The organism is Aurantimonas aggregata, assembly GCF_010500835.1.
Classification (GTDB): domain Bacteria; phylum Pseudomonadota; class Alphaproteobacteria; order Rhizobiales; family Rhizobiaceae; genus Aurantimonas; species Aurantimonas aggregata.
Genome location: NZ_JAAAMJ010000029.1, coordinates 1 through 15428, shown reverse-complemented (window position 1 = coordinate 15428; position 15428 = coordinate 1). Strand labels below are relative to the sequence as shown.

Below are 15428 nucleotides of genomic sequence, written 5' to 3'. Positions count from 1 at the left end.
AGTAGAGTGCCGGCCGGAACATCACTTTGGAGTTCATGTCACCAATGCCGCGCACCGAGGTCAATCGCTTTGCCGAGATGGAGATCTTCGCCCGGGTCGTGGAGCAGGGCGGCTTCTCGGCGGCCGCGCGCGTGTCGGGCGTTTCGGCCTCGGCGGTCTCGAAGCTCGTGGCAAGGCTGGAAGCGCGGCTCGGCACGCGGCTCGTCCACCGCACGACGCGTCGCTTCCAGCTGACGCCGGAGGGGCAGTCTTTCTACGAACGATCCGTCGCGATCCTCGCCGATCTGGCCGAAGCCGAGCGCTCGGCCGGGGCCGGCGAGAAGCCGGCAGGCCGCGTACGCATCAATTCCAGCGCTTCCTATGTCAGCCACATCCTGGCGCCGATCCTGCCGCGCTTTCTCGAACGCTATCCCGAGATCGCGCTCGACATCGTCCAGACCGACCTGGTGGTCGATCTCCTTGCCGACCGCACCGACATCGCCATCCGCGCCGGGCCGATGCCGAGCTCGGCCCTGATGGCGCGCAAGCTCGGCAGCACCCGCATGACGATCGTCGCCGCGCCCGTCTGGATCGAGCGGCATGGGCTGCCCCGGACGATCGCCGATCTCGACCGGCAGGAGCGCCTCGGCTTCGGCTATGCCCGCGCGGTAAAGGGCTGGCCGCTGCGGACGGCCGAGGGCGAGGGACTGGTGCTGCCGACCATCGGCCGGGTCCGGATGAGCGACGGCGAGGGCATACGGCGCCTGGCGCTCGCCGGCGTCGGTCCGGCGCGCCTCGCTGCCTTCACCATCCGCGACGACATCGCCGATAGCCGGCTCGTGCCGCTCCTGGAAGACGCCAATCCGGGCGACGAGGAGGAGTTCTACGCGGTGTTCATCGGCCAGTCCGCCAGCCTTCCGGCGCGGGCAAGGGCGCTGCTCGACTTCCTCGCCGAGCACGGACAAGTCGCCTGAGAATTCCAGACGCACGGGCGTAACGCGCCCGCCCGCGAATCTGCCTTCAAGGCAGGGGGCGAAACTCGAGAACGAAATCGATCACCTTTTCCGGTGCCATTTCGCACGGCTTCAGGAGGGTCCGGTCGCGCAGGCGGTAGAGGTTGCAGCTGACATGGTCGTTGCCGGCGAGTTCCTCACCGAACAACCAGCTTCGCTTGCCGTCGGCCGAGCGTCGGACCGTCACACCATAGCGTCGGCCACGGACGAGCCCCTCGCTGTAGCCGACAGGCAGGCGGCCGAAACCGTCCAGAAACCGCTCCACCGCTCCTCCCGATCGCCTCCTGCTCTCGCAAACCGCCTGTCACCAAAGTGCGAGTGACGAAAGGCAGGTCCACACGTCGCGGGGCGATCGGAAGGGTTGGCGTGAAGAGCCTTTTACTTCTTCGCCGAAAGCGCAACGAACGCGACAGCTGGTGCGATGATGATCCACGCCCACAAAGCGATACCAACCATGATGACCTTCTGGGTTTTCAAGAAACGAGAACTCGCTCGGGCGTGGCTTCGTTCCCGCTGCCAGCCCCGGACCGCGGTAGGCCGATAAGCAGCCTTTCGGGGTGAGGCGGAGGTGATGAATGCAACATTTGTCAGCCGGCGCCGCTCAGTCTCGCACTTCGACAATTCGAGGAGCCGGATTATCGGGGAAATGCAACTGGGCGGTCTCGACTCGACAGCCCGCGACGCAATCCTGGGAGCGATACTGGCTTGTCCGCGACCGGGTCGGTGGACATAGTGGGCAGCCGGCCGTTGCCGGGGGAGTGAGCGCATGGAACTGGTGTTCGGGTTCTTCCGACTGATCGAGGATCTCACCTGGGGGTGGGCGCTTATCCCCATCCTCGTGATATTCGGCCTCTTCATCACGGCCATGACAGGCTTCGTCCAGTTCCAGTTCTTCGGCCGGATGTTCCGTGTCCTGTCTTCGAAGAACCAGACAGGTGATCCGAACGCGATCAGTGCGCGCGAAGCGCTGCTCATTTCGGTCGGCGGGCGGGTCGGCGGCGGCAACATCGCCGGCGTCGCCGTGGCCATCACCCTCGGCGGGCCGGGAGCCGTGTTCTGGATGTGGGCCATCGCCCTCGTCGGCATGGCGACGAGCCTCGTCGAATCCACCCTCGCGCAGCTCTACAAGCGGCCTGCCACGGACGGCACCTACAAAGGCGGCCCGGCGGGGTACATCCTCTACGGGCTCGGACACCAGTACCGCTGGCTCGCGGTGATCTACGCCGTCTGCCTGCTCCTGTCCTTCGCCATCGGGTTCAACGCCTTCCAGGGCAACACCTTCGCGGGCGCCGTCGACGAGAGTCTCGGCATCGACCGCATCTGGAGCGCGCTCCTGCTCGCCGTCATTACGGGCTTCATCGTCTATGGCGGCATCAAGCGCATCGCCAAGGTGGCCGACATCGTCATTCCGATCATGGCGCTCAGCTACATCGCGATGGCGCTCGTCATCATCCTCATCAACATCACGTCGCTGCCCGGCGTCCTCTGGATGATCGTCGCCAACGCCTTCGGGTTCGAGGAGGCTGTCGGCGGCGGCATGGGCGCCGCCATCGCGCAAGGGCTGCGGCGCGGCCTCTTCTCCAACGAGGCGGGCCTCGGGTCGGCGCCGAACGTCGCCGCGACGGCGCATGTCCGCCATCCGGTCAGCCAGGGGATCACGCAGTCCTTCTCGGTCTTCATCGACACGATCGTCATCTGCTCGTGCACGGCGTTCGTCATCCTCCTGAGCCCGGTCTACGTGCCGGGCGCCGACATCGACGGGGTCGTGCTGACGCAGCAATCGCTGGTGAGCCATCTCGGGGAGTGGACGCAATACTACCTGACCTTCGCCATCCTGCTCTTCGCGTTCAGCTCCATCATCTACAATTACTATCTCGGAGAGGTGGCGCTCGGGGTGATGACGAACCACCCCGCTTCGCTCCACGTCCTGAGGATCGCCATCGTCGGGATCGTGTTTCTGGGCGCCACCGCGCCCGGCGCGACGGCCGTGTTCTTCTTCTCGGACCCGCTGATGGGCGTCCTCGCGCTCGTCAACCTCATCGCGATCATCATGCTGTTCCCGGTGCTCATGCGGGTCCTGAACGATTTCAGGGCGCAGCTGAAGGCCGGCGCCCTGCGTCCGGTCTTCGACCCGGCCAGATTTGCCGATCTCGACCTCGATCACGCGGCGTGGCCCGATGCGCATCTGGCCCGACCGGGCGCGGAAGACCGGGATCGGGCCATAGGGCGGAGCGAGAACCCAGCCGGGGCTCAATGATGTTGCAGGACCGCTTTCGCCTAGAGCAGCACCTCACTTGGTGGAATGAGCCCATGAGCCGGACATTTTTTGAAGGCTCAACATCACATGGCCGAAGGTGTCGCAGGTAATCGCGGCCGAGGGTCACCGCTGGCACCCAACCAGTTCCCGACAGCTCGGTTTCTGGGAGGATCCGACCGTGGCAGGGAGGGTGCAATGGCAAATGCGTCAGAGATGCCTTGCATCTATCCGGGCGAGACTCTGCTAAAGATCGATATGTCGTCGTGCCGCGATGGGCATCTTATCCGTGGAAGCGAGACATTTTGAAGCTACCCTCCATCGGTTCAGTTGGTATCCGCAATAGACTGATCGCGCTCGTCGGGTTCACCATGATCCCGCTGGCTGCAGCATTTGCCCTCTACATATGGACAGATCACACCCAGACGATCGCCTCCGCAAAAGACGGTGTCCGTGCCGCTGCTAAACTGGCTGCCGCGACCGAGGCTCGGATCTTCGACGAAACACGGATGCTCCTGGAAACCCTAAAGTTGGTTCCTGCGGTCCTTCCAACCGGCGGCGCGGCATGTTCGTCGTTTCTTGCGGAGGTCAAGGCCGCCAATTCCCTCTACAACACGGTGGGGGTCGTCGATTCCGCGGGGACGATCACCTGCCACAACGCTCTCAGGGTCCAACAGAAACTGAGCGATTTAGAGCTGCGTGACCGGATGATGGCGCCGGGTTCACCGGCATTCCTGGTCGGCAAGTTCGTCATCGGGAAGGTAAGTGGCAAGCCGACCGTTCTCGCCGCAAGTGGATTTCCGAAGAACCAAGGTGGCTTTGCCGGCGCCGTCTTCGCCAGCCTGAACCTCGACAGCATGACCCAGGATATCGAAGCGGTGTCCGACGGCGGCGAACAAACGGTGCTGCTGCTCGAGCCAAGCTCCAATCGGATCATCCTCCATTACCCGCCGCTGCTTGGTGTTCCTTTTGGAGCGCCCTTCCCCGAGCACCCCTTGATGACCGCGGTTCGCCGTATGCCCAATGGTGGAACAGCGGAGGTGATGGGGATCGATGGCGTCGGAAAGGTGTTCGGCTTTGCTCCTCTTCCAGGTGCCAAGAACATCGTCCTGGCAGTGGGCAAGGATCGCAAGACGTTGATGGCGCCAGTACGCCAACGTCTGACGGTATCGTCCGTGGGGCTCCTGACAGTTCTCCTTGTCGCGACCTTTCTCGTCTGGTGGCTGAGCGAGCGCATGCAGTTGCGCCCGCTCCGGCGTCTCATGGACGTGGCGACAAGGATCGGTGCGGGAAACTTCGGCGCCACCGCGGATCTCGAACGATGGCAAGCGCCGGAACTTAAACAGTTCGGTCACGTCCTCGCCGCGATGGCCAATAAGCTCTCGATCGGACGGGATGCGGAGCAGATCGTGGCCGCGAGTGAGGCTCGCTTTCGCATCCTGGCGGAGAACACCGTCGACATCATCACCTGCGCGGATGCCTCTGGTCGGCGGATCTACGTTTCCCCTGCCAGTCGCGCAGTCCTCGGATACGATCCGGGAGAACTTATCGGCATGCGACCGCGTGATCTCGCGCATCCGGACGACGTCGGGGTCGTCGACACGATGATGAGTACGGTCATGGGGGGACAAGCGGTGTCGGGGATTGACTACCGCGTCGCCCATCGCGGCGGCGGCTACCGCTGGGTGGAGGTTGCCGGCAAGCCGCTTGATGACGGCGCGGGCACCGTTTTCGTGATGAGAGACTTCACCGACCGCAAGATGATCGAGGCCCAGCTTGCCGAAGCAAACCTCAAGCTTGAGCGTCTGGCCTCGACAGATGGTCTTACCGGCCTCGCCAATCGACGCGCCCTCGACGAACAACTGGAGATCGAGTTCGGCCGGGCGGTGCGCGCCGATTCTGACCTTAGCTTCCTCATGATCGACGTCGATAGCTTCAAGGCCTTCAATGATACATACGGCCACCCGGCCGGCGACGAGTGCCTGCGCCGGATCGCCGCCGCCCTCAAGGAGAGTCTGCGACGCCCGGGAGACCTCACGGCGCGTTATGGCGGAGAAGAGCTTGCGGCGGTGATGCCCGGGACAAACTCGCCTGGAGCAGTGGAACGGGCCGAGGTGGTGCGTCTCGCAGTCCGGGAACTGGCGATCCCGAACTCGGGAAGCAGCCATGGGATCGTGACGATCTCTGTAGGCGTTGCGACGCTCGCCGCCGGAGCCGGAGCGGAATTGCGGGACGCCGCCTGGTTGATCCGATCCGCTGACCGGGCGCTCTACGAAGCGAAGGCCAACGGGCGCGACAAGGTCGTCGCTGCTTCTGCTCAGCAAGCCTGAAGGCGGTGAACGGCAACGCTCGGGCTACTTGCCGAGAAGGGTAGCAGGCGGTTCTGCTGGCCGTCGTCAACAATCGCTTTGAAGCTGCTCTCCGCATACTGGCCGCGGCCGATGCCGGTGCCGAAGAAGAAGATCAGCGGCGCGAGTAAGGCCGTTGGCCCGCGTCCGGTAGCCGCTGCTGGTCGGCTTGCTGCGACGGGCTCGACCACGCAGCGTCCGCCTCGGCTGCTTCACCTCGAGGAATTTTCCCTCGCCGGGAACGAGAGAGGCCCGCGCCGGAGCGCGAGCCTCTGCATCCCTGGCCGGCGAAGCCTCGCCGGTTATCCGCCCGATCAGGCAGCGGCGGCGGGCCGGACCGCAAGACCGGACGTGCGCAGCGAGGAGTCGGCGGTTGCGATGAAGTCCTCGGCGAGGTCGGGCCGGCTGCGTGTCGCAAGGCTCACTGCGACGAACAGTGCTGCCGAGACCGGGAAGCCGAGGATGCCGGCATTGAGGCCGAGGACCGAGTTGCCGGTGAAATACATCGCGACGACGAAGATGCCGCCGCCGACGATCGAGGCCAGCGCCCCGGCGGCTGTGCCGCGCTTCCAGAAGAACGCGCCGACGATCGCCGGAACGACGACCACGAGGCCGGTCGAGGCGGCGACTGCGAGGACCGCGATCAGGCTAAATTGCATCGCGGCGAAGCCGAGCGCAATCAGCGAGATGACCGGGATGATCAGCTTGCCGATCATCAGCTGTTTGCGGTCGTCGGTCCTTGTCGCAACATTGGCATAGACGTCGCGGGCGACCATCGAGGAGAGGGTCAGCAGGATCGAGTCGATCGTCGAGACGGCAGCCGCCAGGATGCCGATCATGACGACGACGCCGAGGACCGGCGGCACGAAGTCCGATGCCAAGAGCGTCGAGGTGGCCAGATCGGGATTGGCGAGATCGGGGAAGGCGACGAAGGCGGAGAAGCCCCATAGCACCGACACCAGCGTGTAGACGAAGCCGAAGACGAGGAAGATCATGAGCATCCGCCGCAGCGCGCCCAGCGAGGCGGGCATGAAGAGGCGCTGGGAGACCTGCGGGTTGGAGATCGCGAAGAAGAACCACGGGATCGTCAGGCCGAGGAAGGTGGTGAAGGAGAACAGGCCCGGGCCCGGTACGGTGAGCATCGCCGGGTTTCTCTCACCAACCGCGTCGAACAACGCCGTGAAGCCGCCGAGTTCGGCGACGACGAAGCCGACGACGGCGACGGAGGCGACGATCATGACGACGGCCTGGCTTCGACGAGGGTGGCGCCGATCGCCGGGTCAGTGATCTGTTCGAGCGCTATGAAGATGGCTGGACCTTCCAGGCGAAGCCGCATCTGCGGTCGGTGCCCAAGCCGGACCCGCTGTCCTGACCGGGCACGACGGCCACTTCGAAACGGCATCAGTCGCCCTGTGGACCATCCACCCGGTTCGGGCCGTCCTTCACGAGGTCAAGCTGTCCATGCATGGCAGTTGCCGAACTACCCCGGATGCCCAGAGGGGCAAACGCCCCCATGACTTCAGTAAACGCCGTTTGCCGTTGCAACGATCATTCAGACGCCGCAGCCGCCGTTCGCTCGGCATCGACCGGATCGCAGAAATCATTTCCAGGGCCTGCCTTTGTGCACGTCGGCGATCCGGATGAGACCGCATCGTCGCGACCGCGCCGGCTCGCACGGGAACGGCTCGATTGCCGGGCGCTTCCATGGGATCTGGAAGCTGCCTTTCCGAGCGTTTTAACTATGAGTTTGGGAACGCGCGGCAGGGCCTGTAGCGTTAGATCCTGACCACCTTGCGTGATTCAACGAAAGATCCCCTTGAACCATACGGTAGCTACCTTGACCGTCCGCGGACTTGCCAAGTCGGTGCCGGGCGGTCGGCGCCTGTTCGCCGGGCTCGACCTTGCCGTCACGGCGGGAGAGCTGGTGGCAATCGTGGGTGAGTCCGGCGTCGGCAAGTCGACGCTGCTGAACATCCTTGCCGGGCTCGACGGCAGCGATGCGGGCGACGTATCGATCGAGGGCGTGGCGCTGTGCGCCCTCGACGACACGCAGCGAACGCGGCTGCGGCGCGAGCGCATCGGGTTCGTCTTCCAAGCCTTTCATATCCTGCCCTATCTGACGCTGCGCCAGAACGTCGCCTTGCCGCTGGCCCTCGTTTCCGCCGACGCCGCGACGATCGACGCGCGCGCTGACGCGATGCTCGGCGCCGTCGGCCTCGGCTCGCGCGGCGACGGCTATGCCCGCGACCTCTCCGGCGGGGAGATGCAACGGGTCGCGATCGCGCGGGCACTCGTGCATCGGCCGGCGCTGATCCTCGCCGACGAGCCGACCGGCAATCTCGATCCCGACACAGCCGGCAAGGTGCTCGCGCTCTTCGCGGACGCCGTGCGGCAGGGAGGCGCGGCCGGGGTCGTCGTCACCCATTCCCGGACCACCGCCCGGATCGCCGACCGCGTCCTGACGCTGACCGCCGAAGGGCTCGTGGAACGCCATGACGACTAGGACGGACCTCGTCTCCGCCCGCCTGGCGCTCCGATGGCTGATCCTCGGCGAGGCGCGCGCCCATCCGGCGCGCTTCCTCGGCACGATGATCGCCATCGCCGTGGGGGTCGCGCTCGGCTTTGCGATCCACTTGATCAACGGCTCGGCCCTCGCTTCCTTCGACGGCGCGGTGCGCAGCGTCAACGGCGCGGCCGACCTCCAGGTGCGCGCGGCGAGCCCGCTCGGCTTCGACGAGATGCTCTATCCGCGTATCATGGATTCGCCCGGTGTCGGGGATGCGAGTCCCGTCGTCGCCCTTGATGCACAGGCGGGCGAAGCGCGCTTTACGCTGCTTGGGCTCGACATTCTCCGCGCTGCGGCCGTGACGCCGAGCCTCGTCGGCCAGCAATCGGGCGGACCCGATTCCGGCGGCGCCAATGTCTTCGACGAGAGCGCCCTGTTCGTCTCGCGCGCCGTGCTCGATGCGACGGGCGGCGCGGTCGGCGAGACGCTGAGCGTCAACGCCAACGGCCGCACCGTGGCGTTGGTCATCGCCGGAATCCTGCCCGGTGTTGGGGACGGGCAGGCGATCGGCGTCATGGACATCGCCGCCGTGCAATGGCGCTTCGACAGGCTAGGTCGCCTCGACCGCGTGGATCTCAGCCTCGCCCACCGTGGGGCCGCGGAGCGGTCCCTTTCGCAGTGGCTGCCGGGCGATGTCGTGCTGGGGAGCGACGAGACGGAACTCGCACAGGGAAGCGCCCTGTCGCGCGCCTACCGCGTCAATCTCGACATGCTGGCGCTGGTGGCGCTCGTCACCGGCGGTTTTCTCGTCTTCTCGGCGCAATCGCTGTCGGTGGCGCGGCGGCTTCGCGCCTTTGCGCTCGTGCGCACCCTCGGCCTGCCCCGTCGTGGCATCGTCGCCGTGGTGGCGCTGGAGGGCCTTGCGATCGGCATCGTCGGCGCGCTGCTCGGCCTTGCCCTCGGGGCCGCGCTTGCCAGTTTCGCGCTGCGCTGGTTCGGCGGCGATCTCGGCGCGGGCTACTTCCGGGGCGGCGATGTGAGGATTGTCTTCCAGCCGTTCGCCGCCGCGGTGTTCTTCGCGCTCGGCATTGCCGCCGCCATGCTCGGCAGCGTGCTGCCTGCTCGCGCCGCCTCGCAGGCAGCGCCCGCCGCCGCGCTGAAGAACAGCGGCGACATGCTCGACCCGCGCGTCGCAGTGCCGTTCCTGCCGGCGCTCGTCCTGATCGCGGCCGGTGCGCTCGCTTCCCTGCTCCCGCCCGTCGGCGGCCTACCGGTGTTCGGCTTCGTCGGCATGGCGCTGCTTCTGGCGGGCGGCGTCGCGGGCGTGCCCTGGCTGGCGCGCCGGCTGCTCGCTCCTCTGGCCGTGCGCCGCACCACCAGCGTGCCGGGCCTGCTCGCTGTCCGCCATGTGCACGGCGCCCCCGCCGAGGCGGCGACGGCCCTCTGCGGCATCGTCGCCAGCACCGCGCTGGTCATCGCGATGGCAACGATGGTGACGAGTTTCCGGGGGGCGGTCGACGAATGGCTGGGGGAGGTGCTGTCGTCCGATCTTTATCTGCGCGCCGAGGGCAGCGCCGGCTTCGATCCCGCGCTTCAGGCCCGGCTCGCAGGCGTGCCCGGCGTCGCCGGCCTTTCCTTCAGCCGCCAGATCCCGCTGACGCTCATCCCCGATCAGCCGCCCGTCGCCCTGATCGCCCGTTCGCTGGACGGGCCGCAGGCTTCGCTCGTCCTGATTGAGGAAGCCGCGGCGCAGGTGCCGGGGTCGATCCCGGTTTGGGTGTCCGAGCCGGCGGCCCGACTCTATGGCTGGCGCGTCGGCGATGCCGTCGACCTGCCCATCGGCGCCGGAGAAGCGTTGACGGTCTCGGGGATCTGGCGGGACTATTCCCGCCAGCAGGGCGCGCTCGTGATCCGCGGCGAGGATTACACCCGCCTCACCGGCGACGCGGATCGTGACGAGGCTTCCGTCACGATCGACCCCGGCGCCGATCCGGACGCCGTCGGCCGCACGCTCCTCGAAGCGCTTCCGGCCGAGCTTCGATCCTCGGTCTCGATCGCCCAGCCCGCGACGCTACGCCGCTTCGCCCTGGAGCTGTTCGACCGCAGCTTTGCCGTCACCTATGTGCTCCAGGCGGTGGCGATCCTCGTCGGCCTCGCGGGCGTGGCCGCGACGATGTCCTCGCAGACCATCGCGCGGGTTCGCGAGTTCGGCATGCTCGCCCATCTCGGCGTGGAGAAACGGCAGATCATGGCGATGCTCGGTATCGAAGGCGCGCTGCTTGGCGTCATCGGCGGCATCGCCGGCGTGCTGCTCGGGGGCGCGCTCAGCCAGATCCTGATCCACGTCATCAACCCGCAGTCGTTCAACTGGACGATGGCGACGATCGTGCCCGTCGGCACGATCACGGCCGTGTTCGCCGCACTCGTCTTCGCCGCGTCCGTCACCGCCATGCTGGCGGGGCGGCGGGCGACCGCGACGAACGCAGTGCTCGCTGTCCGGGAGGACTGGTGATGCGCTGGCTTGCCGCGATCCTCGCGCTCTTCCTCGGCGCCACGGTGGCGGTCCAGGCCGGAAGCCACTTTGCCCGGGTGCAACCAGATGTCGCTCTCGCCTTTCCGGGCGACCACGGCGCGCATCCGGATTTTCGGCTCGAATGGTGGTACCTCACCGGCTGGCTGACCACCGAAGATGGAAGCGAGCTCGGCTTCCAGGTGACGTTCTTCCGGAGCCGGCCGGAGGTCGATCCCGCCAATCCCAGCCGCTTTGCGCCTTCCCAAGTGTTGTTCGCCCATGCCGCTTTGTCCGACCCCGAGATTGGCCGCCTCCTGCACGGCGAGCGGGCCGCGCGCGTCGGCTTCGGCATTGCCGAGGCAGCGACCAGCGATGCCGCCGTCGTCCTCCGCGACTGGAGCCTCAAGCGCAAGCCGGACGGGCGCCTCACCACCGAGGTCTCGACGCCCGAATTTGCTCTCGCGCTGACGCTCGCCCCGACGCAGGAGATCTTCCTGCAAGGGGAGGCGGGCTTCAGCCGCAAGGGCCCGGGACCCGGCGATGCCAGTCACTATTACTCCATGCCGCATCTGGAAGTAGCCGGGACGTTGACGCGCGAGGGCGCGGCATCGAGCGTCACCGGCACGGCATGGCTTGATCGCGAGTGGTCCTCCAACTTCCTCTCGCCCGGCGCGGTCGGCTGGGAGTGGGCCGGCCTCAATCTCGACGACGGCGGCGCGCTGGTCGCGTTCCGCATCCGAGACCGTGATGACCAGACGGTCTGGGCCGGGGGCTCACTGCGCCGGACGGACGGCAGCATCACCCGCTTCGCCCCCGGCGACGTGACCTTCGCCGCCGTCCGGCGCTGGCGCTCCCCCCGCACCGATGCGCTCTATCCCGTCGAACAGGTGCTGACGCTGCGCCTGCCGGAAGGCGAGCGCCGCTTCCCGCTGTCGCCCCTGTTCGATGATCAGGAACTCGACGGCCGCGCCACCGGTCTGCCGGTCTACTGGGAGGGAGCCGTCCGCACGCCTGGCGGGAAAGGCTATCTAGAACTCACCGGATACGCCTTGCCGCTTTCGCTGTAGACAGCAGCCGGCGGGACACGATGGCCCGGCGGCTCAGCGCCCTTTTCGGTCGTTCAGAATGCTGGACGCCGCCCTCGAAACCGGACACTCCCTGCAGGGCTCAAGATCACTTGGCCGAAAGGTGCGGTAGGTAACAACGGCCTTGCGTCACCGCAGGCTTCCAACCCCTTCCCGACAGCGTAGGCGAACGGGTTCGCGGAAGCCGAATGCTTCAAGCTGTTCCCGGTTCACAATGACCGGTCTTGCCAATCGACGCGCCCTCGATGATCAACTGGAGACCGAGTTCGCCCGGGCGGTGCGCGCCAAGTCCGACCTCAGCTTCCTCATGACCGACGTCGACAGCTTCAAGGCCTTCAACGACACATACGGGCACCCGGCCGGTGACGCATGTCTTCGGCGGATCGCTGCCGCCCTCAAAGAGAGCCTCCGGCGCCTTGGCGACTTCACGGCGCAGAAGAACTTGCGGCGGTGATGCCCGCTACAAACTCACTCGGAGCGGTGGAGCGCGCCGAGGTGGTCCGTCTCGCAGTCCGGGAACTGGCAATCCCGCACTCGGGCGGCAGCCATGGGGTTGTGACGATCAGCGCGGGCCTTGCTACACTCAACGCCGAGGTAGGAGCGGAATTGCGAGACGTCGCCTGGTTAATTCAGTCGGCTGACCGGGCGCTTTACGAAGCGAAGGCCAACGGGCGCGACAGGGTCGTCGCTGCGGCTGGTTAGTAAGCCTGAAGGCGAGTCTCGGTGACGTTCGGGCTACTCGCCGAGAGTGGTAGCAAGAGGTCCTGCCGGCCGTCGTCTACAATCGCCTTTATAGAAGTTGCTTTCCGCGGCAGTCTGGCATCCAGCACCTCTCACGGTCGGCTACCGTCTGGCGGTATACCGATCCCCGGATCCCACCTCGAGCGATCTGGCACGTAGCAACTGCTCGATCTCTCTGGCGGGCAGCGGCCGGGAAAGCAAGAAGCCCTGTAGCTGATCGCAACCCATCGCGGCGAGGAGATCCCGTTGCTCCGACGTCTCGACGCCCTCGGCGGTAGTCATCATGCCGACCGCCTGCGCCAGGTCGACGATGGCCTGCACGATTGCTTCATCGCCTTTGTCGGTGCCAAATCCCGCCACGAAGCTTCTGTCGATCTTCAGGCGTTCCGCATGGAGGCTGTGAAGTCGGCCCAGCGACGAGAAGCCGGTACCGAAGTCGTCGAGCGCAAACTTGACGCCGAGCTGGCGCAGGTGCGTGATGTTCTTCTCGCAATCCGTGGCCCTCTCGCAGAAGGCGCTTTCGGTGATCTCCAACTCGAGGCGGTGCGGGGCCATCCCGTTTTCGAGAAGGATCTTCTCGACGCGCGCGGCGTAGTGAACATCCTGCAACTCGACCATAGACGCGTTTACCGCCACGGTTTCGACCAACCAGCCGCGAGTGTCGGTGCAGACCTGCTGAAGTACCCAAGCACCCAGGCGTAGAATAAGGCCCGTCTCCTCAGCCACTGGTATGAACGCCGCCGGCGGGATCGATCCTTGAACCGGGTGATGCCAACGCAGCAGGGCCTCGAATCCGGATATCGTGCCGTCGGTCGCGCGGATTAACGGCTGATAGTGGACTTCAAGCTCACCAGGGCGGTCCAACGCCGTTCGCAGATCCCGCTCCATGTTCCGGCGCAGTGTCGCCGCCTGATCGAGTTGCGGGTCGTACAGCGTATAGCTGCTGCGCCCCGACCGCTTGGAATGATAGAGCGCGACGTCGGCCCTGCGGGACAGTTCCTCACGATCGTCTGACGGATGCGACGCTCTGACTGCCCCAACGCTCGCTCCCACAAACACTTGCGTGCCTTCGAGGTCGAAGGGTCGTCTGGTCGTCTCGATCAGACTTGCGCAATACTCTGCGACCGCTTGAGACGACGACAGTGAGCGGGTCAGAACGACGAATTCGTCGCCGCCGACGCGGGCAACCGTATCGGCCTCGGTGGTCATCCGCCTGAGGCGGTCGGAAAATTCCCGCAGGAGTTCGTCGCCGGCAGGGTGACCCAGCGCGTCATTCACTTCCTTGAAGTGGTCGAGGTCCAGATAGATCAGCGTCAGGTTCCCACCGGTCCAGCGGTCTCCGAGTGCTGCATCGAAGCGTTTTGCCAGTTGAGCGCGGTTGGCGAGGCCGGTCAGGAGATCGTGGTGGGCGAGATGCCGGACCTCTGCTTCGCTCAGTGACAGGTTGATCGAGCGCCGACGCAGCGCCACGAGCAGTCCCACCATGACGATCAGGCTGGCGACCGCGAGGCCCAGCATGACAGGCCCAACCCGCCATAGTACCGCGGACCCGGGACTAAACGGCGTCCAGACAAGGTACCCAAGTGGGTGGCCATCGTTCTGGAGAAGAGCGGCTTTTGCCCAACCGGGGAGCACCTCAGCATCCCAGGAGAACCTCAGATTATCGAGGAGGTAATCTCGTTCGAGCCCGGCCACGAACTCGCCGTCGAGATAGCGCGCAGCGACATGCACGTACTCCTCGCCAGATACTTGTACGAGGTCACCGGTGTCGGAGACGATGGGCTTGACGCTGAGAATGGCCGGGCGGCCGTCGATGTTCACGAGATCGGACGCCCCAAGCGTCAGCGTCCGATCGGTTATACCTTCGGTATCTCCCGCCTCCAAGCGAGACCGCAGCTCCTCAACGAGGGGCAGGGCCTGTGGCTGGACAGTTTCAAATGCCGACGGCTCCTGCTGGGAGCCGCCGGCAAACGCATAGACGGGCCTATCAGCGGAATTCAAGACATACGCACGGTCATGCCCGAAATAGCTGGCCATCCAGGAGCCCAAATTGGCGTCGATCCATTCTGCGCCGCCTGGGTTTCGGACCTCTGAGACAGCGTCGTCCCAAACCGTCACGCTTTCCTGGTCATGAGCGATCTTCGACCGGATTTTCGCGACCACTACATCGACCAACATGTGCTGGCGGTCGATCGAGACACGATCCGATTCCGAGGCGGACCACCACAGCAGCGACGCCACAATGCCATTTAGGACCAATGCCGCGGCCAGCATCGGCAGCATAATCTTCAGGAAGAACAGGCGCCGGCTTGGCTGCGCAAAATTGTCGATCATCGGGTTTCCGTACCGAGCCATCCTGACGAGGGCCATCTGGAAAACAACCTTAAAGGTGAAGGCATGCCACCTGTAGCATGAACGAAGCCTTCCGAGCCTCTGAACGAGGGGCCAGTTCTGTCTTGACGTCCACAGGCTGACCGAAGCTCAAATCGCCTACCGGAGTAGGCGCATCTCGCCGAAAATTCCCTGACCGTTTCCTGCCGCTCTTTCATCCTGAGATCAGCTTATCATTGTCACGAGGTAGTTCGGGTAACCTGTCGTTGCCGAGGGCTTGCACAGAGCCGGAACCCGATCCGCCGGGGATGGTCGCCCGAATAGGTAGCCTTGGGCGATGTCGCAGCCTCTTGCGCGCAAGTACTCGGCTTGGGAAATCGTCTCCACGCCTTCCGCGACAGTCCCGATTTTTAGGCTACGTGCCATCTGGAGCACTGCGTTGACCACAACAGCACCGGACCCGACATCGGCGACGATCGGCGACACGAATGATTTGTCGATCTTCAAGACATCTACCGGGAACTGCTGGAGGTGGACACCCGCAAGAACCCTCCGCTTTCGGTGGTTTTTGCCGCGGGGATCATCCGGAGACGCGAGTCTGGCGCCGTCCTTGGAGCGATCCAAGGGTTCGCATGACGTTTCTGCCCGTTTCTGAGCGG

11 protein-coding genes and 1 pseudogene are annotated in these 15428 nt (G+C 65.5%); 7 read left to right on the top strand and 5 right to left on the bottom strand.

Annotated elements, in window-relative coordinates; genetic code table 11:
• Positions 1–44: 44 nt before the first annotated feature.
• On the top strand, positions 45–953 hold the full coding sequence (locus tag GTW51_RS20995) for a LysR family transcriptional regulator (protein ID WP_163046015.1): 909 nt from the start codon (positions 45–47) through the stop codon (positions 951–953).
• A 46-nt stretch (positions 954–999) separates the two neighbouring features.
• Here GTW51_RS20995 and GTW51_RS20990 read toward each other — a convergent pair whose 3' ends face one another.
• Positions 1000–1257 carry a hypothetical protein gene (locus tag GTW51_RS20990; protein WP_163046001.1) on the bottom strand — a complete coding sequence of 86 codons (258 nt, stop codon included), beginning with the start codon at positions 1255–1257 and terminating at the stop codon, positions 1000–1002.
• A gap of 501 nt (positions 1258–1758) precedes the next feature.
• Here GTW51_RS20990 and GTW51_RS20985 point away from each other — a divergent pair.
• Both GTW51_RS20985 and GTW51_RS20980 read left to right on the top strand, forming a co-directional pair.
• The gene (locus GTW51_RS20985; protein WP_163046000.1) at positions 1759–3249 is read left to right on the top strand and encodes an alanine/glycine:cation symporter family protein; all 1491 of its coding nucleotides are present in this window, start codon (positions 1759–1761) and stop codon (positions 3247–3249) included.
• 302 nt (positions 3250–3551) lie between these two features.
• Positions 3552–5576, top strand: a complete 2025-nt coding sequence (locus tag GTW51_RS20980; RefSeq protein ID WP_163045999.1) for a sensor domain-containing diguanylate cyclase — start codon at positions 3552–3554, stop codon at positions 5574–5576.
• Here the strand turns inward: GTW51_RS20980 and GTW51_RS20975 are convergent.
• Together GTW51_RS20975 and GTW51_RS20970 are read right to left on the bottom strand one after the other, a co-directional pair.
• Positions 5564–5785, bottom strand: a complete 222-nt coding sequence (locus tag GTW51_RS20975; protein WP_163045998.1) for a hypothetical protein — start codon at positions 5783–5785, stop codon at positions 5564–5566. The two genes, GTW51_RS20980 and GTW51_RS20975, sit on opposite strands and share 13 nt — an antisense overlap.
• Before the next feature lie 123 nt (positions 5786–5908).
• Positions 5909–6832 (bottom strand): sodium:solute symporter family transporter, encoded by a 924-nt coding sequence (locus GTW51_RS20970; RefSeq protein WP_163045997.1) that lies wholly within the window; start codon positions 6830–6832, stop codon positions 5909–5911.
• 599 nt (positions 6833–7431) lie between these two features.
• Between GTW51_RS20970 and GTW51_RS20965 the strand changes: the two genes are divergently transcribed.
• From GTW51_RS20965 to GTW51_RS24685, 4 genes and pseudogenes are all read left to right on the top strand, one after another.
• Positions 7432–8097: an ABC transporter ATP-binding protein gene (locus tag GTW51_RS20965; protein ID WP_246233318.1), complete on the top strand. Its 666-nt coding sequence runs from the start codon at positions 7432–7434 to the stop codon at positions 8095–8097.
• Positions 8087–10612: an FtsX-like permease family protein gene (locus GTW51_RS20960; protein WP_163045995.1), complete on the top strand. Its 2526-nt coding sequence runs from the start codon at positions 8087–8089 to the stop codon at positions 10610–10612. Before GTW51_RS20965 ends, GTW51_RS20960 begins: the two co-directional genes overlap by 11 nt.
• On the top strand, positions 10612–11679 hold the full coding sequence (locus GTW51_RS20955; protein WP_163045994.1) for a lipocalin-like domain-containing protein: 1068 nt from the start codon (positions 10612–10614) through the stop codon (positions 11677–11679). Before GTW51_RS20960 ends, GTW51_RS20955 begins: the two co-directional genes overlap by 1 nt.
• Before the next feature lie 232 nt (positions 11680–11911).
• A pseudogene (locus tag GTW51_RS24685) lies at positions 11912–12330 on the top strand (hypothetical protein); the annotation flags it as partial.
• Positions 12331–12540: 210 nt separating this feature from the next.
• Here GTW51_RS24685 and GTW51_RS20940 read toward each other — a convergent pair.
• Together GTW51_RS20940 and GTW51_RS20935 are read right to left on the bottom strand one after the other, a co-directional pair.
• Positions 12541–14772, bottom strand: coding sequence for a putative bifunctional diguanylate cyclase/phosphodiesterase (locus GTW51_RS20940; RefSeq protein WP_163045991.1), 2232 nt, complete (start codon positions 14770–14772; stop codon positions 12541–12543).
• A 222-nt stretch (positions 14773–14994) separates the two neighbouring features.
• Positions 14995–15428: EAL domain-containing protein (locus tag GTW51_RS20935; RefSeq protein ID WP_163045990.1), on the bottom strand; the 434-nt coding region annotated here is incomplete at its 5' end.